This window comes from Clostridium sp. TJA032, assembly GCF_058310275.1.
In genome coordinates, this window is the sequence record NZ_JBZEFB010000001.1 from 37244 (window position 1) to 59647 (window position 22404).

At 27.7% G+C, this 22404-nt stretch carries 22 protein-coding genes; 17 read left to right on the top strand and 5 right to left on the bottom strand.

Annotated elements, in window-relative coordinates; genetic code table 11:
- Positions 1-57: 57 nt before the first annotated feature.
- From AC4FRL_RS00165 to AC4FRL_RS00195, 7 genes are all read left to right on the top strand, one after another.
- Positions 58-891 (top strand): phosphate ABC transporter substrate-binding protein, encoded by an 834-nt coding sequence (locus AC4FRL_RS00165; RefSeq protein ID WP_491137914.1) that lies wholly within the window; start codon positions 58-60, stop codon positions 889-891.
- Between the two features lie 195 nt (positions 892-1086).
- Positions 1087-1905, top strand: coding sequence for a phosphate ABC transporter substrate-binding protein (locus AC4FRL_RS00170; RefSeq protein WP_491137916.1), 819 nt, complete (start codon positions 1087-1089; stop codon positions 1903-1905).
- Between the two features lie 44 nt (positions 1906-1949).
- Positions 1950-2837 carry a phosphate ABC transporter permease subunit PstC gene (gene pstC, locus AC4FRL_RS00175; protein WP_491137917.1) on the top strand — a complete coding sequence of 296 codons (888 nt, stop codon included), beginning with the start codon at positions 1950-1952 and terminating at the stop codon, positions 2835-2837.
- Between the two features lie 2 nt (positions 2838-2839).
- Complete coding sequence (gene pstA, locus AC4FRL_RS00180; protein WP_491137918.1) at positions 2840-3664, top strand: phosphate ABC transporter permease PstA; 825 nt, start codon at positions 2840-2842, stop codon at positions 3662-3664.
- Between the two features lie 17 nt (positions 3665-3681).
- Positions 3682-4443 carry a phosphate ABC transporter ATP-binding protein PstB gene (gene pstB, locus AC4FRL_RS00185; RefSeq protein WP_491137919.1) on the top strand — a complete coding sequence of 254 codons (762 nt, stop codon included), beginning with the start codon at positions 3682-3684 and terminating at the stop codon, positions 4441-4443.
- 21 nt (positions 4444-4464) lie between these two features.
- On the top strand, positions 4465-5118 hold the full coding sequence (gene phoU, locus AC4FRL_RS00190; protein WP_491137920.1) for a phosphate signaling complex protein PhoU: 654 nt from the start codon (positions 4465-4467) through the stop codon (positions 5116-5118).
- 161 nt (positions 5119-5279) lie between these two features.
- Entirely contained in the window at positions 5280-5978 is a 699-nt protein-coding gene (locus tag AC4FRL_RS00195; RefSeq protein WP_491137921.1) for a response regulator transcription factor, read from the top strand.
- An 84-nt stretch (positions 5979-6062) separates the two neighbouring features.
- Here AC4FRL_RS00195 and AC4FRL_RS00200 read toward each other — a convergent pair whose 3' ends face one another.
- The 5 genes from AC4FRL_RS00200 to AC4FRL_RS00220 form a co-directional block, all read right to left on the bottom strand.
- Positions 6063-6686 carry a DUF3793 family protein gene (locus AC4FRL_RS00200; protein WP_491137922.1) on the bottom strand — a complete coding sequence of 208 codons (624 nt, stop codon included), beginning with the start codon at positions 6684-6686 and terminating at the stop codon, positions 6063-6065.
- 28 nt (positions 6687-6714) lie between these two features.
- The gene (locus AC4FRL_RS00205) at positions 6715-7131 is read right to left on the bottom strand and encodes a flavodoxin (protein WP_491137923.1); all 417 of its coding nucleotides are present in this window, start codon (positions 7129-7131) and stop codon (positions 6715-6717) included.
- A 178-nt stretch (positions 7132-7309) separates the two neighbouring features.
- Complete coding sequence (locus tag AC4FRL_RS00210) at positions 7310-8968, bottom strand: glutamine--tRNA ligase/YqeY domain fusion protein (protein ID WP_491137924.1); 1659 nt, start codon at positions 8966-8968, stop codon at positions 7310-7312.
- A gap of 245 nt (positions 8969-9213) precedes the next feature.
- Positions 9214-9369 carry a zinc-ribbon domain-containing protein gene (locus AC4FRL_RS00215; protein WP_491137925.1) on the bottom strand — a complete coding sequence of 52 codons (156 nt, stop codon included), beginning with the start codon at positions 9367-9369 and terminating at the stop codon, positions 9214-9216.
- Between the two features lie 155 nt (positions 9370-9524).
- Positions 9525-10607: a GerAB/ArcD/ProY family transporter gene (locus AC4FRL_RS00220; protein WP_491137927.1), complete on the bottom strand. Its 1083-nt coding sequence runs from the start codon at positions 10605-10607 to the stop codon at positions 9525-9527.
- A 103-nt stretch (positions 10608-10710) separates the two neighbouring features.
- Between AC4FRL_RS00220 and AC4FRL_RS00225 the strand changes: the two genes are divergently transcribed.
- The 10 genes from AC4FRL_RS00225 to AC4FRL_RS00270 all read left to right on the top strand — a co-directional run bounded on the left by AC4FRL_RS00225 (position 10711) and on the right by AC4FRL_RS00270 (position 22260).
- Positions 10711-12132 carry a spore germination protein gene (locus tag AC4FRL_RS00225; RefSeq protein WP_491137928.1) on the top strand — a complete coding sequence of 474 codons (1422 nt, stop codon included), beginning with the start codon at positions 10711-10713 and terminating at the stop codon, positions 12130-12132.
- Positions 12107-13231, top strand: coding sequence for a Ger(x)C family spore germination protein (locus AC4FRL_RS00230; RefSeq protein ID WP_491137930.1), 1125 nt, complete (start codon positions 12107-12109; stop codon positions 13229-13231). Before AC4FRL_RS00225 ends, AC4FRL_RS00230 begins: the two co-directional genes overlap by 26 nt.
- A gap of 178 nt (positions 13232-13409) precedes the next feature.
- Positions 13410-13823 carry a hypothetical protein gene (locus AC4FRL_RS00235; protein WP_491137931.1) on the top strand — a complete coding sequence of 138 codons (414 nt, stop codon included), beginning with the start codon at positions 13410-13412 and terminating at the stop codon, positions 13821-13823.
- A gap of 270 nt (positions 13824-14093) precedes the next feature.
- Positions 14094-15314 (top strand): tyrosine--tRNA ligase, encoded by a 1221-nt coding sequence (gene tyrS / locus AC4FRL_RS00240; RefSeq protein ID WP_491137932.1) that lies wholly within the window; start codon positions 14094-14096, stop codon positions 15312-15314.
- A 210-nt stretch (positions 15315-15524) separates the two neighbouring features.
- Positions 15525-16217 (top strand): metallophosphoesterase, encoded by a 693-nt coding sequence (locus tag AC4FRL_RS00245; protein ID WP_491137934.1) that lies wholly within the window; start codon positions 15525-15527, stop codon positions 16215-16217.
- A 118-nt stretch (positions 16218-16335) separates the two neighbouring features.
- Positions 16336-17127, top strand: coding sequence for a GTP diphosphokinase (gene yjbM, locus AC4FRL_RS00250; RefSeq protein WP_491137935.1), 792 nt, complete (start codon positions 16336-16338; stop codon positions 17125-17127).
- Positions 17128-17403: 276 nt separating this feature from the next.
- A complete protein-coding gene (locus AC4FRL_RS00255; RefSeq protein WP_491137936.1) occupies positions 17404-18189 on the top strand; it encodes a hypothetical protein in 786 nt (261 codons plus the stop codon).
- A gap of 107 nt (positions 18190-18296) precedes the next feature.
- Complete coding sequence (locus AC4FRL_RS00260; protein WP_491137937.1) at positions 18297-19412, top strand: AAA family ATPase; 1116 nt, start codon at positions 18297-18299, stop codon at positions 19410-19412.
- Between the two features lie 13 nt (positions 19413-19425).
- A complete protein-coding gene (locus tag AC4FRL_RS00265; protein ID WP_491137938.1) occupies positions 19426-20763 on the top strand; it encodes a vWA domain-containing protein in 1338 nt (445 codons plus the stop codon).
- A gap of 102 nt (positions 20764-20865) precedes the next feature.
- The gene (locus AC4FRL_RS00270; RefSeq protein WP_491137940.1) at positions 20866-22260 is read left to right on the top strand and encodes a polysaccharide deacetylase family protein; all 1395 of its coding nucleotides are present in this window, start codon (positions 20866-20868) and stop codon (positions 22258-22260) included.
- Positions 22261-22404: the final 144 nt, after the last annotated feature.

Below are 22404 nucleotides of genomic sequence, written 5' to 3' on the forward strand. Positions count from 1 at the left end.
ATACTATAAAAATGTACTCAAAATAATAAGTTATAAATTTTTGGAGGAATTTTAAAAATGTTTAAAAAGAGATTAATAGCAATTATAGGTACTTTATTTATAGGTTCTTTCGCAATGGTTGGATGTGGTTCTTCAGGTGCTGAAGCACAAGGAGGAAGTGAGGCAGTTAGTATTTCTGGTTCAACTTCAGTAGGGCCTGTTATAGAAGCAGAAGCGGAAGCATTTAAGACTAAAGTTCCAGAGGTTAATATAGAAGTAAATCAAGTTGGTTCCTCAGCAGGAATTAAAAATGCTATTGATGGAGTTTCAGAAATAGGAATGGCTTCTCGTGACCTTAAGGATGAAGAAAAGCAAGCAGGTCTTAATGAAGTTGAAATTGCCTATGATGGTATAGCTCTAATAACTAATAAAAATAATCCAGTAAAGGATTTAACTATGCAACAAATAAAGGATATATATACAGGGAAAATAACAAATTGGAAAGAGGTTGGAGGAAATGATGCTCCTATAGTTGTTGTTTCTAGAGAAGATGGTTCAGGAACAAGAGATGCTTTTCAAGAGATTGTTGGGTTTACAGCAGAAGAATTAACTGTTGATTCTCAAATATCAGATGGTTCAGGGAATATAAAATCCTTAGTAGAAGGAAATGATAATGCTATAGGATATATATCTTTTAGTTATGTTGATGATAGTGTAAGCTCATTAAAGGTTGATGGTGTTGAAGCTACTCCTGATAATGTTTTAAATAAATCTTATAAAGTTTCAAGACCGTTCTTATTAGTATATAAAGAAGACAATATAACAAAACCAGGAAAAGAGTTTATAGATTTCATATTAAGTGAAGAGGGACAAGATATAGTTTCTAATGAACACTTAATAAAAGTAAAATAGTTCGCTTATATATTTAATATACATTTAATCCTAGGAAGAATTTAAAGTATTCCTAGGATTTTTTTCCTTTTGTTTTACATAGATTTAACATAAAACTAATATTAACTTAACTTAAGGAAAATAACATTAGTCTTGTAAGCGAAATAAAAAATAAAAATAAAAAATGTATATTAAATTGTATAAGCGGAGGAAAAAATGAATAAGAGAAGGATAATAGTTGCTTTAAGTGGGATTTTAACTATTGGAGTTCTATTAACAGGATGTGGAGGGTCTAGAGCTAATATAATAAAAATTTCAGGCTCAAGTTCTGTAGGTCCTTTAATAGAATCAGAAGCAGAAGTCTTTGAAGAAGTGGAGATGCCAGAAGTTACTGTTGAAGTAAATCAATTAGGTTCATCAGCAGGAATTAAAGATGCTATAAATGGTACTGTAGAAATAGGAATTTCTTCAAGAGACTTAAAGGAGAAAGAACTAGAAACAGGTATTTCTGAAAAAGCTATTGCTTATGATGGGATGGCTGTAATTATAAATAAGGAAAATCCAGTTAAAAACCTTACTATGGAGCAAGTTAAGGATATATATACAGGGAAAATAACAAATTGGAAAGATGTTGGAGGAGAAGATAGTGAGATAGTTTTAGTTTCTAGAGAAGATGGTTCAGGAACAAGGGATGCTTTTCAAGAAATTGTTGGATTTGATTCAGAGGAGTTAAGCCCAAAAGCTCAAATCTCTGATGGTTCTGGAAGTATAAAGACTATGGTTTCAGGAAATAAAAATGCTATTGGATATATATCTTTTAGTTATGTAGATGATTCTGTTAAAGCTGTAGAAATAGATGGAGTAGAGCCAAATTCAAAAAATGTAAAAGATAAAGCATACAAGTTATCAAGAGCTTTCTTACTTGTTTACAAAGAAGAAAATTTAAATGATAATTCAAAGAAATTTATAGATTTTATAATGAGTAAAGAAGGACAAGACATAGTCGAAGAAGAGGGATTAATAAGTGTAAACTAGGTTACCTCTTTTAAAAAGATAGTAATTTTAAGGTGGAGGTAAAAATGGAAGCTAAAAGCCAAAACAATAAGAAAAAATATTTTATAGAAAAATTAAGTGAAAAAATCTTTTTAATTAGTGCCTGTGTAGCTGTTGTAAGCTTACTTTTAATAATAGGATTTGTTTTTTATAAAGGGCTTAGACCTTTTATATTAGAAGGATATTCTTTTACTGACTTTATCTTTGGTACACAATGGATACCAAGTGCAAATAAATACGGGATTTTACCTATGATAGTTGCCTCTTTAGGTGCTACAGTAGGTGCTTTAATAATTGGGGTTCCTATAGGAATTTTAACTTCTATATTTATAGCAGAGATAGCTCCTAAGAGATTTTCAAAAATAATGTCTGGTGCAGTTGAATTATTAGCTGGAATTCCATCAGTATTATATGGAGTTTTTGGACTAGCTATAATAGTTCCTGCAATACAAGATATTTTTAAACTACCTAAGGGACAAAGTTTATTAGCTGTAATTATAGTATTAGCAATAATGATGTTACCAACAGTAATAGCAGTTTCAGAAACTGCAATAAGAGCTGTGCCTAATGCTTATAAAGAAGGTTCTTTAGCTTTAGGAGCATCAAAGACAGAAACAATATTTAAAGTTGTTGTTCCAGCTGCTAAATCAGGAATAATGACAGGGGTTGTTTTAGGAATAGGTAGAGCAATTGGAGAAACTATGGCAGTTATATTAGTAGCTGGAAATACTCCAGTTATACCAACTTCAATAATGGATAGTGTAAGACCACTTACAACTAATATAGCTTTAGAGATGGGATACGCTTTTGGAACTCATCAAGAAATGCTATTTGCAACAGGAGTAGTATTATTTACTTTCATATTGATACTTAACTTAGTGCTTAGCAGAATTTCTAACAAGGGTGGTAAATAAATATGAGAAAAGTTAAAGATAATATATTAAATGGTTTAGTTTGGTTATCAGCCATATTTACAATAGGAATTCTAGTAGTTATTTTAGGATTTATCTTTATAAAAGGTATAGGAAAAATAAATTTAACATTTTTAACAAGTAATTATTCTGCTAAAGGCGGTGGCGGAATACTTCCTATGATAGTAACAACTTTATGGACAGTTTTACTTTCTTTAGTAGTAGCAACACCAATTGGTGTTTTAGGAGCTGTTTATTTACAAGAATATGCTAAACAAGGAAAAATGGTTAAGTTCATAAGATTTGCTACTGAAAGCTTAGCTGGTATTCCTTCAATTGTTTACGGATTATTTGGAGGTATATTCTTTGTAGTTGCTTTAAAGATGGGATATTCAATTTTAGCAGGTTCTTTAACAGTAGCAATTATAATTTTACCAGTAATAATAAGAACTACAGAAGAAGCTTTAAAAACAGTACCAGCTTCATATAGAGAGGCTTCATTAGGACTTGGAGCTACTAAATTTCAAACTTTATATAAGGTAATATTACCAAGTGCTATGCCAGGAATACTTTCAGGAGTAATATTATCTATAGGACGTATAATAGGTGAATCAGCTGCTATATTACTTACTGCTGGAACTGTTGCTCAAATGCCAAAGGGAATTTTCTCAAGTGCAAGAACACTTACAGTTCAAGCATACCTTGTAACAAAGGAAAAAGGTGATATAGAAACTGCAGCGGCAGTTGGAATAGTTCTTATAGTTATAATATTAGTACTAAATATTTCAGCTAAGTTAATAGCTAAAAAATTTAATAAGGCAAACTATTAATTTAAGGTGGTATTAAGATGAGCGATAAAAATATAAAAATTCAAGTAAGAGATTTAGATTTATTTTACGGAAGTAATCATGCATTAAAAAAAATTAACATAGATATAAAAGAAAACGAAGTTACAGCTTTAATAGGACCTTCAGGCTGTGGTAAGTCAACCTTTCTTCGTACATTAAATAGAATGAATGACTTAATTCCTATAGTAAGAATTGAAGGAGAAGTTAAGGTTGATGGAAATGATATATATAAAGATAATGATGTTATAGCTCTTCGTACTAAGGTTGGAATGGTCTTTCAAAAACCTAATCTTTTCCCAATGAGCATATATGACAATGTTGCTTATGGTCCAAGAATACATGGAATAAAAGATAGAAAGGTTTTAGATAAGATAGTTGAGGAAAGTTTAAGAGATGCAGCTATTTGGGATGAAGTTAAAAACAGATTAAAATCTTCAGCTTTAGGACTTTCAGGAGGACAGCAACAAAGAATTTGTATAGCTAGAGCTATAGCTATGAATCCAGAAATAATACTTATGGATGAGCCAACTTCAGCCTTAGACCCTATATCAACATTAAAGGTAGAGGAGCTTATAAGAAAATTAGAAGACAAATATACTATAGTAATAGTAACTCATAACATGCAACAAGCTGCTCGTATATCAGATAAAACAGCCTTTTTCTTAAATGGAGAATTAGTAGAATTTGGTGATACAAATACTATATTTACAAACCCAAGGGATAAAAGAACAGAGGATTATATAACAGGAAGATTTGGCTAAAATTAAAAGAGGTGAATATAAATGAGCATAGATGATTTAAGAGTTAGTATAAAGGAGTTAAAAGCTTCAGCAAAAGAAATGATGGAACTTTGTGAGGTTGTTATAGAAAAGTCTGTAAATTCTATAATAAATAAGGATGTTGCATTAGCTAGAGAAGTTATGAAGATGGACGATGATATAGATAATTTAAGAAATAAAATCATTGAAAAATCTATAGAACTTATAGCTTTAAAACAACCAATGGCAAAGGATTTAAGAAATATATATGCTTTATCTACTATAGCTACTGAACTTGAGAGAGTTGGAGATTATTCTGTTAATATAGCTATGGAAACAATAAAAATAGACAAAGAAGAACACATAACAGGAATGGTTGGCATTCCTAAAATGAAGTCTGTTTGTTTAAATATGCTAAGTGAAGCTAAAAATTCTTTAGATAGTAATGAAACAAAATTAGCTTATGATGCGGCTTTAGAAGACAATATAGTTGATGACTTGTATAACGATGTTTATGTTAATTTATTATCTGCAATGCATAAAGACCCTGAAAACATAAATCAAGGAGTTAAATTGATTTTTGTTGCTAGATATTTAGAGAGAATAGGGGACCATATAACAAATGTATGTGAAAATATAGTTTATGCTATAAAAGGTGATATGACTGAACTAGGATAAAAATTATAATATAAAAAAAGATAATATTAACTTAATAGGTTTTACTTAATTAGTACTTTAAATTAAAGATATATCTATAAGTGGTATATCTTTTTTTGTTTTCAATATTGTGATAAGCTATAAAATAAGATGATTGTTTTGGGGTAAAAGGAGGGATACGGATGTCAAATAAAAAGATATTGATAGTAGATGATGAAGAACATATTAGAGAACTTATAAAATTCAACTTAAAAAAGGAAGGATATGATATAGAAGTAGCTGTTAACGGAAGTGAAGCAATAAAAATCATAAAAGAAATAAAATTTGATTTAATACTTCTAGATTTAATGCTTCCTGAAATAGATGGATTAGAGGTATGTAAAGAAATTAGAAGAAATGAAAATACTGCAGACATTCCAGTTATGATGATTACAGCAAAGGGAGAAGAATTTGATAAAGTTTTAGGTTTAGAACTTGGAGCCGATGATTACATAACAAAACCTTTTTCAATAAGAGAACTTATAGCTAGGGTTAAGGCATTACTTAGAAGAAGTAATGTAAAAAAAGAAGAGAATATAATTAAATTTGGTGATGTTTTAGTTAACTTTAATACAAGAGAAGTAACAAAGGGTGATAATAACGTAGAATTGACTTTAAAAGAGTTTGAGTTATTAAAGTTGCTTATAAAAAATAAGGGTAATATCTTAACTAGAGAGCTTTTACTTGATAAGATATGGGGATATGAATATATAGGTGAAACAAGAACTGTAGATGTTCATATTAGACATTTGCGTAAAAAGATAGAAAGTGATGATAAAAATCCACAGTATATACAAACTATAAGAGGCGTAGGCTATAAGTTTACTAGTAACAATCAATAAATAAGAGATAATTAAAACCTTTAAAATAAAAATAAAACCACTTAGATAATGGCAGCAATCTAAGTGGTTTTATAGCAATGAGATTTAAATTTTCAATTTGTATACATTATTTGTTAAGTTATAAACTTCTTTTAAATCTTTACCTGAGAGTAAATGATTTTTTATTAATTCTTTTGAACTATCATATAGTTCAAAAATTTCTTTAGCTTTATTCTTTTCCTCATATACTTTCCAATATCCACAAAAAAGACATTTACTTTTTTTACATTCCATAAAAGATTCTACATCTTTAACAGGAATTCCTAAGAAAATTCCAAGTTCATGAGGACAATGAAAAATTTCATATCTTTTACATAAATGACTTAACATTTCATCAATATTCATATTTAAGTTATAGTCTAGTTTTTCTAAAAATTTTATGGAAGATTTTTTATATATAGTATTCATTAAATTAATTTCGTTATAAATTAATATAACTTTAGAATTTAAAGTTTCTCTAAGTAATATTGACTTTAAGTTAAGGTCTTTTAAAAAAGAATTTCCGTACATATTCCAAAGCTTATATAAATTATGTCCTTTTTTTGAAAGAGTAATGGTGGAAGAAGGTTTAATTCCAGTAATTACTGGAGATATTAAATAGGATATAAAAGAGCTCATATATTTTTCGTTGTTAAGAGTATTTAATAGATTGAGAAAATCTGTATTCATATTTTCTTCTCCCACCTTTCCTTATTTATTAAATATTTTTGCTAAAGGTCTTACAATTTTCTATATCTTCTCCTTCAGGAGTATTATTAACCTTTAAAGTTTCTATAACCTTTGCTCCGTAGCCTTCCATTCTTTCTTTCCAATTATCCATCCATTCACCAGTTCCCCAGTCATAAGAACCAAATAATAGAACTTCTTTTCCAAATAAAAGACCAGAAATTTCTTCTACGAAGGGGTCCATTTCACTTTCTTCAATAGATTCACAGCCCATAGCAGGAGAGCCTAAAGCTAAAATATCACAGTTTTCTACATCTAGTGTAGAAGCATCTGAAACATTTAACACTTTTACTTCAAAATCTTTTTCTTTAGCTCCTTCAGCTATTAAGTTAGCCATAGTTTCTGTGTTACCAGAACCAGACCAAAAAATAATATTTAATTTTTTCATATATTATCACCTCGTAATTTCAAAATATTTATTATAAATGAAAATCAATTTCAATTAACTTATGGTCTTATAATACAATAAGAGTAGTTATGTGTCAATAGTAAATGATAATAATTTTCAATAAAAATAAAAATAGACCTATTAAAGTTTTTAAAAACTTTAATAGGTCTTATTTTAACTATTTTAATTTAAAGGAACTTTTTAAAGATACTATTCTGTTAAATACTAAGTAATCATCACTTGTAAATTTAGGGTCAACATTAAAGTAACCATGTCTAAATAATTGATATTTATCTTGTATTTTAGCATCTTTAGCACTTGGCTCAATGAACCCTTTGCATATTGTTAATGAATTAGGGTTAATTTGCTCAAGGAAGTGCTTTCCTTCATTTTCTTCATTATCATCTAAGATTAATGGTTCATATAATCTAAATTCAGCAGGAATACAGTTTTTAGCATCAACCCAATGAATTGTTCCTTTAACTTTTCTTCCAGTAAATCCAGTACCACTTTTAGTTTCAGGGTCATAAGTACAGTGAATTTCTACAACTTCACCTTCTTCATTTTTTATAACTTCGTTACATTTTACAAAGTAAGCTCCCTTTAATCTAACTTCATTTCCAGGGAATAATCTAAAATATTTTTTAGGAGGATTTTCCATGAAATCTTCTCTTTCAATATAGATTTCTCTAGAGAATGTAACGGCTCTTTTACCAGCTGATTCATCCTTAGGGTTGTTTTCTATTTCAAGAATTTCAGATTCTCCTTCTGGATAGTTTGTTATAACTAATTTAAGTGGATTTATAACTGCCATAGCTCTTGGAGCAGTTTCTTGAAGGTCTTCTCTTATAAAATGCTCAAGCATTTGAGAATCTACAGTAGAATCTGCTTTAGCAACACCTATAGCTTTACAGAAGTTTCTTATTGACTTAGGAGTATATCCTCTTCTTCTAAGTCCTGCTACAGTTGGCATTCTTGGGTCATCCCAACCATCAACTATTCCTTCATCAACTAATTGTTTTAATTTTCTTTTACTCATAACTGTATTTGTAATATTAAGTCTTGCAAATTCTATTTGTCTTGGAACACTTTCCATCTCACATTCTTTAACGAACCAATCATATAGTGGTCTGTGATCTGCAAATTCTAAAGTACAAATAGAGTGAGTTATTCCTTCAATAGCATCTTCTAGTGGATGGGCAAAATCGTACATAGGATAAATGCACCAAGTATCACCAGTATTATGATGACTAGTATGAGCAATTCTATATATTATAGGGTCTCTAAAGTTTATATTAGGAGAGCTCATATCTATTTTAGCTCTTAAAACCTTTGAACCATCTGCAAATTCACCTTTTCTCATTCTTTCAAATAAATCTAAGTTTTCTTCTATAGATCTATTTCTGTAAGGACTTTCTTTACCTGGTTCTGTAAGAGTACCTCTATATTCTTTTATTTCATCTGGAGTTAAATCACAAACATAAGCTTTCCCTTTTTTTATTAAAAGTAAAGCTCTTTTATACATTTCATCAAAATAGTTTGAGGCAAAATGTAATTCGCTCCAGTTATAACCTAACCAATTAACGTCTTCTTTTATAGACTCAACATATTCAGTATCTTCTTTTATTGGATTTGTATCGTCGAATCTTAAGTTAGTTCTACCATTAAATTCTTTTCCTAATTCAAAGTTTAAAACTATAGACTTTGCATGCCCTATATGTAAGTATCCATTAGGTTCTGGTGGAAAACGAGTTATTATTGTATCATGTTTTTTGCTATTTAAATCATCTATTATTATATTTCTTATAAAATTCGATGAGTGCTCAACGTTTGACATTTTTTTATCATCCCTTTTCTCTCATTTTTATATACTCATAAATATACCATAAAAAGAAAAATCTATCCATAATATATTAAAAATGAGCTTATAGTTTTTATAAATTAAATTTTAATCTTATAATAGTAAGTTTAAAAGGCTCTATATAATATTTCCAAATAAAATCATTTTTATAAATGAAAATGAAAAAAGTTCTGCAAAATGCAGAACTTTTTATTTATGAATAAACTTGCGTTAATTATCAATTATCTATTCATTTTTTGAGCTTTTCTTGCTTTTCTGCAAGCTGGGCATCTAACTGGATCGTTTTCAAATCCTTTTTCTTTGAAGAATTCTTGCTCTCCTACAGTGAATACGAATTCTTTTCCACAGTCTTTACAAACTAAAGTTTTATCTTCCATTTCTTTTACCTCCTGTAAAATTTACTAGGTACGTTTGAAATCTATACTATAAAACTAAAAAAAATAAATTTTACAGGACAGAAATAAAATACATATCTACTAAATTTTATTTTATATATTGATTATATCATATAGAAAATAGAATACAATACTTTTTACCTCAAATATTTAAATTTCTGAGGGGTAAAATAGGCTATTAAATATATGATTAGAGGGCAGATAAATAGCACTATTAGGAGTATATATTGATAATATCTAAGTAGTATAAATAGAGTGTATGAGTTCTTAGATATTATGTAGGAAAAAACATAAACAATTAATGAAATTAAGGCTATAAAATTACGTTTTTCTTTAATCCTATCTTTCCATATTGTGTATAATGAAAAAATTGTAATCAAATATTTTACAATCCATGAAAGAGTTGAGGAAATCATAATAAATACATTTCCATTTTCAACAAAGCCACCAAAGTAAATTCTTTGAGTTTGAACATATTGAGGATAAAAAATATTAGAAGAACGCAAAGAACCTAAGGTTGAAATTAATATAACTACATATAGAGCACAAAAGGCTGAAGTTAATAATATTGTTATTATGGAAACTTTTTTTAAGTTTTTCTTATCATCTATTCTTGGAAGAATAGGTAAAACTATGGCTAAACTAGATAAAGAAGATATTTGTGATAAGGTGCATAGAGCATATTCTGAAAGCCTTCTATCTTTAAACATAGGTAAAAGAAAGGTGTAATCTATATACCTTATATTTAAAAGTGCTAAAAGAAGATTAATTATAAGCAAAATGCTTACACAAACTATACATATAATTAGTATGCTATTAAATCTATTTTTCCCTATTAAAAATACTGTACCTATAAAAAACAGAAGACAATACCATATTGGAGTATTACCAAATATGTTTACGTTTATAGAGGAAGAACTTATAGAGGCAGATTCTACGCATATTAAAACTAAGGTTATTGAAAAAACTATTAAATATATATTTCCTAAAGGTCTTCCAAGAGCTATATAGCAAGTTTCTTTAAAATCATAATAATTTATTTTTGATATAGCACTAAAAATAAAGGAAGCTATTAAAAAAAATATAATTCCAGATATTATAGTGAAAATCCAAGTATCTCTTCCCCCAAGCTTTATAAAAAGGGAGGTGTAGTTTACTAAAGAAGTACTTATAGCTGCTATTATAAAAAATACAAAGTGTCTAGAAGTTAGCTTTCCCAAAAATAAATCACCTCATTTCTTTTGTAATTTCAAATTTTAGTATTCTCAAAAAAATGAATATTAAACATAATACTAGAGGATAATATTTTTGGGTGATAAATTAATGCAAAAACAATTAGATTTTTTAAAGGAAAAATTAAAGGACAGTTTTGATGTTAAATATAGGGAGGTGGAAACAGCTTTAGGAAAGGCTACAATAGTTTTTATGGATGTTTTATGTTCAACTCAATTTATAAGTGAGTATGTTATAAAACCATTAACTTTAGTTAAAGAGGGAATAAAAAATGAAGAGGATATTATAACTAAGGTAATAGATATAAACATAACAGATTGGTCAAAGGATAAAAATGATACCTTGTTACATGTTTTATCAGGAGATGTAGTAATAATATTTGATAAGTATGAAAAGGTTATTTATTGTGAAACTAAGGGTTATTCAAGAAGAGGTATAGGTATACCTATTACAGAGGCCGTAATAAAGGGGCCTAGAGAAGGTTTTAATGAAGCTTTTGTTGATAATGTTACTTTGCTTAGAAGAAGAATAAAAAATCATAATTTGAAATTTGAACCTCTTTATGTAGGAGATGAAACTCAAACAGTAGTTTGCATATCTTATATAAAAGATAAGGCACCTAAAGAATTAATAGATGAAGTAAGAGAAAAGATTAAAAATTTAAACTATAAATTTATATTAGATACTAATTATATTGAAGCTAAGTTAAGGGAGGATAAAACTCTTTTTGATACCGTAGGATATACTGAAAAAGCTGATGAAGTAGCTGCAAAACTTTTAGAAGGAAGAGTTGGCATAATAGTTGATGGAACTCCTTTTGTTCTAACTGTGCCTTATTTCTTTATAGAAAATTTTCAAACACCAGATGATTATTATTTAAATAGATATTTTACTAGTTTTACAAGGATTTTAAGGTGGATAGCATTTTTTATTGCTATGTTTTTACCAGGAATTTATGTTGCATTAGTTACTCATCATTTTTCTGTTTTACCTAGTTTGTTTGTTTTTAGACTTGCTGTTGCTAGAGCTGGAGTTCCCTTTCCAATAGTAGCAGAAGTTATAATAATGATGTTATTATTTCAAATAATAAAAGAGGCAGGTTTAAGACTTCCACAGCCAATAGGAACGTCTATGAGTTTAGTATCTGGTCTTATTTTAGGAGAAGCTGCTGTAGGGGCTGGTATTGCATCTAGAATAACAATTGTTGTTGTAGCTTTAAGTGCAGTATGTTATTTCTTAATTCCTAAGCTTTATGGTGCTATATCAATTTGGAGTATATTGATAGTTATTGTATCTGCATTTTTTGGAATTCCTGGGGTTATATTAATAAGTGTTGTTTTATTATCTCATTTAGCACATTTAAGAAGTTGTGATTATCAATATTTATTTCCTTTAGGAACCTTAAATAGATATAAATTTAAAGACATTATAATGAGAGGAAGACTAGATGAGATATCAAAAGATATAGTAGGTAAGGATGATAAAAATGAACCTAAAAAAAGTTATAGTTAGTTTTTTAAGTTTGGTAATTTTATTAATTACTTTTATAGGTTGTTATGATTATAAGGATATAAATAGGGTTACTTTTGTAACTAGTATCATATTTGATGAAAATGATGTTGGGAATATAGATATTTACTTAGATTGTGTAAAACCTTATAGAAGTTCAAATGAAAGTTCTGATAAGGGGAGAAGAGTTTTATATAAGGGAGAAGGAAAAACTGTTTTAGAAGCTATAAAGGATATAAATATGTATTCAAGTAGTAAATTAGATTTTACTCAATGTAAGGGGTATATATTTACAGAGAAAGCAGCTATGGGAGGAATAAGGAAATACATAGACATTATAAATAAAAATCAAGAGTTTATGATAAGACCTTATATGTTTGTTCTATTTGGTTCTCCAGATGAACTTTTAAATGAAGTTACTGTAGACGAGGAATATTTAGGTGTTTTTATTGATGATTTAGTTCAAAGAATGAATAAAAGTCCTAGAGTTGTAGCTATTAATGCTAATGAATATCTAGAAAATAGAACGAATTATGGAAATCTTTTAGTTTTAGGAGCTCTTAGTATAAGAGAAGATGTAGGAGAAAAAAGGTTAGAGCTAAGTGGAGGAGCCTTACTTAAAAATGAGGTTTTAGTTAGAAGAATAAAGGCTGAAGAAGGAATGAGTTATAATCTTTTAAAGGGAGATTTAAAAAGTGGAACCTTAGAAGTTATGAATCCTCAAGACCCAAATACCTTTATAACTTTAGATATAAAGAGTGCAAAAACAAAAACTTCCATAAGTTATGATGGAGAAAATATAAATCTTTATAAAGATATAAAACTTAAATGTTTAATAGGAGAATCTCAATCTCGTCTTATAGTAGATGAAAAATTATTAAGTCTTTTAGAATTAGAAGAAGAGGCTATATTAAAGCAATATTTAGAACTATTTTTTGAAAATTTTAAAAAGAGTAACATAGATATTGTAAATGTAGGTAACCTTTTTTATAGGAAATATCCTAATGAAGTTATAGAAAAGGAGCCTATAGAAATAACTCATTTAAAACTTAACATTGATATTGAAATTGATGGTACAACAATTACAGGAAACACTTTATAAAAATAATTTTATTTTTAGTCTTATAGAATTATGTATTTTAAAAATTCTATAAGACTTATTTTATAAAAAAATATATTTATTAATACAAGACTTTAGATTAATATTTTCATTTCTTTTAGAATATTATATATAAAGCAAGTTTTTACCTTAAAAAATACTATTAAGGGGTGTGGTAAAGATGATTCAACTATTCTTTAACCAAAGAGGGGCTGGAAAAAGTAAAAACCTAGTTAAACTAGCTAATGAAGAAATAGAAAAATCTAAGGGAAGTATTATATTTATAGATAATGATAATAAAATGATGTTACAGTTAAATAAAAAAATTAGACTTATAACTATGAATAATTATTCCATAAAAAGCTATGAGCAGTTTTATGGATTTTTACAAGGAATTGCTTCTAGAGATTATGATGTTGAAAGTATATATGTAGATAGTATAGCTGATATATTAGAAGAAATTGCTTTAGAAGAACTAGCTATGTATTTAGCAAAGATAGATGAGCTTAGTAAGGAATTAAATGTTAAGTTTTTTGTAAATGTTCATGGAGATGAAAAGGTTATACCAGAAAATCTTAAAAAATATGTTGCATAGAAAAATTTAAATTAGAAAATAATTTGATTTAATATATATTTTAAAATAGGTTATTTTATTTTTATATTGGTATAATAAGAACTATAATTAAATTTATAGTTCTTATTTTTTATTTGAATTTTTCTGTGATTATTTAATAGTTAAATTAAAAAAGCTTTTTAAAAATCAATTGAGAATTAATATAATAAAGGATATACTATATATTATATACTAAGCTAACTATAAGTAGCAGTAAAGAAGTAGACTAGAATTTTTTGGAGGGATAAACAAATGGCTAATGTGTTAGATACCTTAATGGAACGTGGGTACATAAAACAATTTACTCATGAAGCTGAAACAAGAGAACTTTTAGAGAAGGAAAAAGTTACTTTTTATATAGGATTCGATCCAACAGCAGATAGCTTACATGTAGGGCACTTCATTGCAATGATGTTTATGGCACATATGCAAAGAGCTGGACATAGACCAATAGCTTTAATTGGGGGAGGTACAGCAACAATTGGAGACCCAAGTGGAAAGACTGATATGAGAAAGATGATGACTGACGAAACTATAGCTCATAATGTTTCTTGTATTAAAAAGCAAATGGAAAAATTCATTGATTTTTCAGATGATAAAGCTATTTTAGTAAATAATGCTGACTGGTTATTAAACCAAAATTACATTGAATTTTTAAGAGAAGTAGGAGTTCATTTTTCTGTAAATAGAATGCTTTCTGCAGAGTGCTTTAAACAAAGACTTGAAAGAGGCCTTTCATTCTTAGAATTTAACTATATGTTAATGCAAGGATATGACTTCTATGTTTTAAATAAAAAATATAATTGTAAGATGGAATTAGGTGGAGATGACCAATGGTCAAATATGATAGCTGGAGTTGAGCTTGTAAGAAAGAAATCTCAAGAAAGTGCCTTTGCAATGACTTGTACATTATTAACAAACTCAGAAGGACAAAAAATGGGTAAAACAGTTAACGGTGCTTTATGGTTAGACCCAGAAAAAACTTCACCATATGATTTTTATCAATACTGGAGAAATGTTAATGATGCAGATGTTGAAAAATGCTTAAAGTTATTAACTTTTGTTCCAATGGAGGAGATAAATAAACTTGCAAACTTAGAAGGTTCAAAAATAAATGAGGCTAAGAAAGTTTTAGCCTTTGAAGTAACTAAGCTTGTTCACGGAGAAGAAGAAGCTACTAAGGCACAACAAGCAGCGGAAGCTTTATTTGGAAAAGGTGGAGATATGAGTAACGTTCCAACTTATGAAATGGGAAAAGATAAGTTAGGGTGTGAGCTTTTAGATATTTTAGTTGAAGCTTCAATTGTTCCATCAAAAGCTGAAGGAAAAAGACTTGTTAAGCAAGGTGGTTTATCTTTAAACGGAGAAAAAGTTGCTGATTTTAAGAAAACTTTAGAAGAAGCAGATTTTGAAAAGGGAGAAGCTTTAATAAAAAGAGGTAAGAAAAATTATAATAAAATAGTTTTACTATAATCTAAAAATACTAGAGTATTAGAATATATTTATTTCTTTTTAAAATAAATATGTTCTAAATACTCTTTTTTATTTCTATGGTTTTAAGGACAAACTTGTATATATAATTAATAAAAGTGTATAATAAATTACTGAATAAATTTAGAAAAATTTTAAGGGGAAATATAACTTATATTTAAAAATAAATACATATATGAAAGGTGATGAAATATGGCGTTATATGCTATTTCTGATTTGCATTTAGCACTTAATACAGATAAACCTATGGACATTTTTGGTGAGAAATGGCTTAATCATCATGAAAAAATAAAGAAAAATTGGCATGATAAAGTTAAGGATGAAGATACTGTTTTAATATCTGGAGATATTTCTTGGTCTATGAAATCTGAAGAAAGTAAAGAAGATTTAGATTGGATAAATAGTCTTCCTGGTAAAAAAATAATAGTAAAAGGAAACCACGATTATTGGTGGGGCAGTATCTCTAAACTTAATAGTATGTATGAAAATACAAAGTTTATACAAAACAATTTTTTCACTTATAAAGACTGGGCTATATGTGGAAGTAGAGGATGGATTTGCGAAGGAGCTGAAAAATTTACTCAAAAAGATAAAAAAATCTTTGAAAGAGAGAAGATAAGATTAAGACTTTCTTTAGAAGAAGCTAAAAAGGCTGGATATGAAAAGATAATATGTATGATTCATTATCCTCCTACTAATGAAAAATTTGAGGATTCAGCTTTTATTGATATATTTAAAGAATTTGGTGTTAATAAAGTTATATATGGTCATCTTCATGGAGCAGCACTTAAAGGTAGACTTCTAAATGAGGAGAGAGATGGAATAGATTATAAGCTTACAAGTTGTGATTTTATTGACTTTGACCCTTTGAAGATACTAGATTAAAGAAATTATTTCATGTAAAATTAAGATTTTGAAATATTTAGTTTTAATACTTTTTTTGGTATAATGAGCGAGGAGAGTTTAAAAAACTCTTTAAGAGAGTTAGGAAATAGGTGGTTCTATGGCTATACAAAATTGGAAAGACTTTTTAACTCCTTATGACCAAGCGGTAAGTGAATTAAAGGTAAAGTTAAGAAGTATTAGAAAAGAATTTAGAAGAAAAAATGAATATTCACCAATAGAGTTTGTAACAGGAAGGGTGAAGGAAGTATCTAGCATATTAGAAAAGGCAAATAAATATAGCATTCCTATAGATAGAATCCAATATGAAATGGAGGATATAGCAGGAATTAGGATAATGTGCCAATTTGTTGATGATATAGATACGGTAGTTAACATTATTAGAAATAGAAAAGATATGCAGGTTCTTTATGAAAAGGACTATGTTAGTAATGTCAAACCAAGTGGTTATAGAAGCTATCATGTAGTTATAAGATATCCTATAAATATGGCAGAGGGTCAAAGAGATATACTTGCAGAGTTTCAAATAAGAACTTTAGCTATGAACTTTTGGGCAACAATAGAACATTCTTTAAATTATAAATATAAAAAGAATTTGCCAAGGGATATACAGTTTAAATTAAAGCGTGCAGCAGATGCTGCCTTTACCTTAGATGAAGAGATGCTTGAGATAAAAGATGAAATAAAAGATGCTCAAACCTTATTTGAAGTTAAATCAGATATTATAAGTAGCATAATGAATAGTATATTAACTCTTATTTCTATAGGAAAAGTTGCTGAGGCTTCTAGATATCAAATAAGTCTTAATAAGCTTATTGAAGAGGGCGAAGTTTGGGAATTAAATAATTTATTGCATGCTGTGCAAAGAGATATAGATAAGTATAATATTTAAATAAAAGATTTTATACCACCTTAATTTAAGGTGGTATTTATTTTTTTAAAATCATCTATAAATATTTAATTTAAATTAACTAAGTAAATTTTTTTAAGTGTTTATTTTAAATTTTTGTTTTATATCTTTATATTTGATATCTATTGTTATATAATAATAAATGTAAATTAGAAAGTTGATGAAAACACTCAACTTTTATCGGAGCAACACATTATTTAAGGGTTAAAGTTATTGAGCATTTATCGAGAGAAATTTAGAATTGAGGATGTGTGATTTATGAATGCCGTTGATAGTTTAGAATTAAAAAAAATTAAGGAAAATCCTTTATATATAAGAGAAGTGGAGAATCCTACAGAAGAAATGCAATTAGAGGCTGTTAAGAAAAATCCTTTTACAATTCAATACATTGAAAATCAATGTGAAAAATGTAAGGAAGAAGCTGTAAGAAGAAATCCTACTACTATAGAGTATATAAAAGACCCTTCTGAAGAATTAAGTATATTAGCTGTTAAATCATTATGGAATGCTTTAAAGCTTATAAAAAACCCTTCAGAAAAAGTTATGGAAGAGGCTGTTAAGACAAAAGGATGGGCTATACAGTTTATAAAAAATCCTTCAGAGAAGCTAAAGCAAATAGCTGTATCTAAGGATTATGATTCAATAAAATACATAGAAAATCCTTCAGAGGAAGTTCAAATTATGGCCGTTAAAAATCATTGGTCAGCTATTAAATTTATAAAAAATCCAACTTTAGAAGCTATGAGATTAGCTGTTAAAGAAGATGCAGAGGCTATAAACTTTTTACCAAACTATACATATGAAGATTTAGAAACTTTTATAGGAGATAATATTAACGTTGTTAAATATCTTTATGAAAGTATAGATGTAGAAATGGTTGTGGATATACTTATGAAGAAGGTAGCAGAAGAAGATGTTGATGAATCTTATCTTTTAGATTTTATTGATTTAGAAGTTTTAGAAATGAATAAAGTTGAGTTTATAAAAGAGTATGGGAGTAAGAAAGCTAAGATAATCTTAGTAGATAGTATGTTATCAATATAAAAAATAATGTAAGGAAAAGAGTTTAAATTAAAGAGCGTATTTTACATTTTAAAGAGGGATTATTAAATAAGTTTCAAAAGAAATTTATAGAAAGAAGGTAAACTAAAGTGGATTTTAAAGAAGCGTTAAGTACAGTTAATTTAGTTCTTATGACAGGAGAAGTGCCTCTTTTAATAGGGGAAAGTGGTATAGGAAAAACTTCTTTAGCAAAGGAACTTAGTAAAATAAATAACTATCATTTAGTTACTATAGATGGAAATCTTCTTAAGGAAGGGGAAATAGGTGGACTTCCTATGGTAGAAAAAAAGGAAGTTACCTTTGATGGAAATTTAATAAATAAAAGCATAACAAGATATGCAACTCATGTAAAACTTATGGAAATTGATGAACATATTGAAAGAGGAGAAAAGGTTCTTTTATTTATAGATGAGTTAAATAGATGTGAGCATGCAGTTCAACAAGAACTTATGAACCTTATATTAAATAGAGAAATTAATGGATATAAGTTAAGTGAAGATGTGTACATATTAGCTGCTATGAACCCATCAAATAAATATGATAATTATGAGGAAAGTGATTATCAAGTAATTGAGATGGACCCTGCACAGGAAGATAGATTTGTTTGGATAGATATTAGTTCAAATTTAAAAGAATGGATGAGCTGGGCTATGGGAGAAGGAAAAATTCATGAAAATATAATTGAGTTTTTATCAACTTTCCCAGAATATTTCCATACACCAAATTCTTTAGATACAATAAAAGCAACTCCAAGAAGTTGGGAGAGAGTATCTAAAGCTTACAAAATTTACTTAGAAAATAGAAAAAACTTTTCTAAAGAAATATTATATAATGCTATAAAGGGAAACGTAGGGGCTACTATAGCACAAGAATTTATAGCTTATATAGGAAATCTTAATAAACCACTTATTTCTAATGAAGAAATTTTTGCAAGTGATGTTTTAGGATTTAATATAAGAGAAAGAATAATGAGTGAAAATCATTCAAGAATGTATATTATAGCAAAGAGTGCTTTATTCTATCTTGAAGGTTTAGAGGATTATGGTAAAAAGTTAGAAGTATTCTCTGATTTATTAGCTTGTTATCCTAAAGATTTAAGACTTGGAATAATGAAGGAAATAAAGAGTGATCACTCAGAAAAATTATATAGAAGTTTATTAAATGAAGATAAGTTCTTAGAAGCCTTTTTTGATATATATAGCTAGGTGGTGAGGCCTTATGGATTATGAAAGAACTAGGAGAAAACTTCTTAATATAGCAATGGAAGCAGAGGAAGAAAATAAAAAATTAACAGATGATTTTAAAAGAGAATTTTGGGATTTAATAGAAGGTGTAATAATTTCTCTTTATGACAAGGAAAATTCTTTTTTTGGTCAATTTTTAATTCATGTTAAAAGAGAAATAAGAACAGATATTAAATGGCCTATAGCAACTAAACCAGAAATGGGACATTTTACTATGGCTTTTAATCCTAGAATAATTTTAGAGTGTAATTTAGAAGAAGTACAAGCACTTTTAAAACATGAGGTATATCATATAATGATGTCTCATTATGAAAGGGCTAAGGCTTTAAGTAGAAAGTATTCAACTCTTGCAATTAGTATAGCTATGGATATTGCTATAAATCAATATATAAAAAGTTTACCACCTTATAGTAAAAGATTAGACTATGTAAACTTAGAATATAATATAGATTTAAAACCAGATATGCCAATGGAAAAGTATGCAGAAGAAATACAAAAAGCCATTGAAAGAAGAAAGAAATATGGAATTACAGATGATGATAATAATTCTGGAGAATTGGTAAGTCAAGAAAAGTCTCATGAATTGTGGGAAGAATCTACCATAAGCACAGATAGTTTAGAAGGAATAACTAAAAAAACTGCTATAAATGCTTATAAAGGAAAAGCTCCTAAAGACTTAGAAAAAATAATATTACAAATGAAAGAAAAGCCTGAAATAAAATGGAGTGAAGTTTTAAAGAAAATAATTCCTACAACAAGGGGAAGTTATAGAAAAACTATAACAAGAAAAGATAGACGTCTTCCTGAAAGATTAGACCTTAGAGGAAAGTTACCAAGCTCAATTCCAAAAATTTTAATAGCTATAGATATTTCAGCTTCTATTTCTGATAAAGAGTTTAAAAATATAATAACTGAAGTATTAGGAATTGTTCAAAATAAAAGAGCTGAGATAACGGTAATAGAATGTGATGATGAAATAAGAAGAGTATATGATTTAAAAGGTATAAATGATATAAAACCAAGAAGTAAGAAAAATGGTTCAACAAAATTTTCACCTGTCTTTAGGTATATAAAAGAAAATAATATGAGAAATCATATTCTAGTTTATTTTACAGATGGGGTTGGAGAAAAGGAACTAGAGGTTAAACCAATAAATTATAGAACTCTTTGGGTTTTAACAGGTAAAGAAGATTTAAGTTTAAATCATCCTTTTGGTATGATTAAGCATTTAGAAAAGGAAGAAGAAAATAAATATACCATTACTGATGGATTACAAGAAATGAAAGAAAATCTACAAGAATGGGCAAAATAAATGAAAATAATAGCATATATTGATTTAATTAGAAATCAATATATGCTATATTGTTTTTATGTATTTTATTTTTTATGACTTTTACTGTAGAGGAGGAGTTTAGTGAAGAAAATTGTGAAGGATTTAGCTCTAGTATTGTTAATAATTCTTCTTGTTATTTTATTTGTTGTTGCTTTTAAAATAATAGCCTTTAGAAAAGAAGCTATAACTAATATAGAAGCTTATGATAACAAAATAACTTTTGATACTAAAGCTACAAGAGAAAAAATTAAATATTTAGAAGTTGAAGGTGAAAAAGATAGAAAAATAAGTGAGGTTAAGGGAGTAAAAATATTTATAGAAGACAAGCCTCTTGTTTTAGAAAATAATATTTATGAAAAAAATTTAAGATATTATATTTCTATAGAAGATTTACAAAAAAATGGACAGGTTATTTTAGAGACTAATAAAGTTTTAAGCAGTTTAAATAAAGATAATTACATAGATTTAAACTCAAAAGAAATTTTAACTAATGTAGGTAATATGGCTTTAAGAGGAGAAGTTTTAGACATAGGAAATAAAAAATACATATCTTTAAATGATTTTAAAGAACTTATAGGGGCTAGAGATGATTGGTATTCTGATAAAAATTCAATATATTTTTATTTAGGAAAGGATAAAAATTTAAATACTAATTATGAAGTAAATGAAGGTAAAGCTGCCCTAATAAGAATTGAAGATGTTACTTCAGGAGGAGTTTTTTCTCAAGATAATAACATGGAAAAAATGAAGTATTTAGGAGATTATTTTAAAAATAATAATATAGTTTACCACATAGCTTGGATTCCTAGATATGTAAATCCAGAAGAAGGAATTGATAATGATTTACTTAAAAATAATAGCTTTGAAAATGTTCATTTTATAAATATGTTAGACCATTTAATAAACAGAGGGGCAGTAATAGGATTACATGGATATACTCATCAACATAAAGAGCAAGTAACAGCCCTAGGGGTTGAACTTAAATGGAATGTTAATAGTACAAGAGAAGATGTTTTAAATGTTGTTGAATCAGCACTTAAAACAGCTAAAACTTTAAATATACCTGTAGGATTTTTTGAGAGTCCTCATTATAAGGCTGATAGAAATCAACAAAAAATAATAGAAAATTATTTTCCTGTAATGTTTGAACCTTATGCAGGTTATTGGAATTTAAATCCTATAGTAAGTTTAAGTAATAAGTCAACTTTATATGTTCCTGCACCTTTAGGATATGTAAAAGATAAGGGTGAAACTGTATCAAAAAGAATAGAGGATTGTAGTAATGAAATGTTAACCTCCTTTTTTATACACCCTTATATTTTCTTAGGAAGTATAGAAAATACAAATAAATCTTCAAGTAATGAGGAAGTTTATAACTTTACAGAGGATTCACCTATTACAAAAATTCTTTCTGCATTAAAGGAAAGAGGATGTAAAACAATAACTGTAAATGAATTAAATAATCAGGTTAAGTAAATACATAAATTTTTATGAAATTAAAAGTCTGCTAGAGTATTAAATGTTTACCTAGCAGATTTTTTAGTTTTTTTAATTGAAAATTATTCCTATAAATTTGTACACGGTTACAGAAAGATATATAATAAATTTGTATTAAATTAT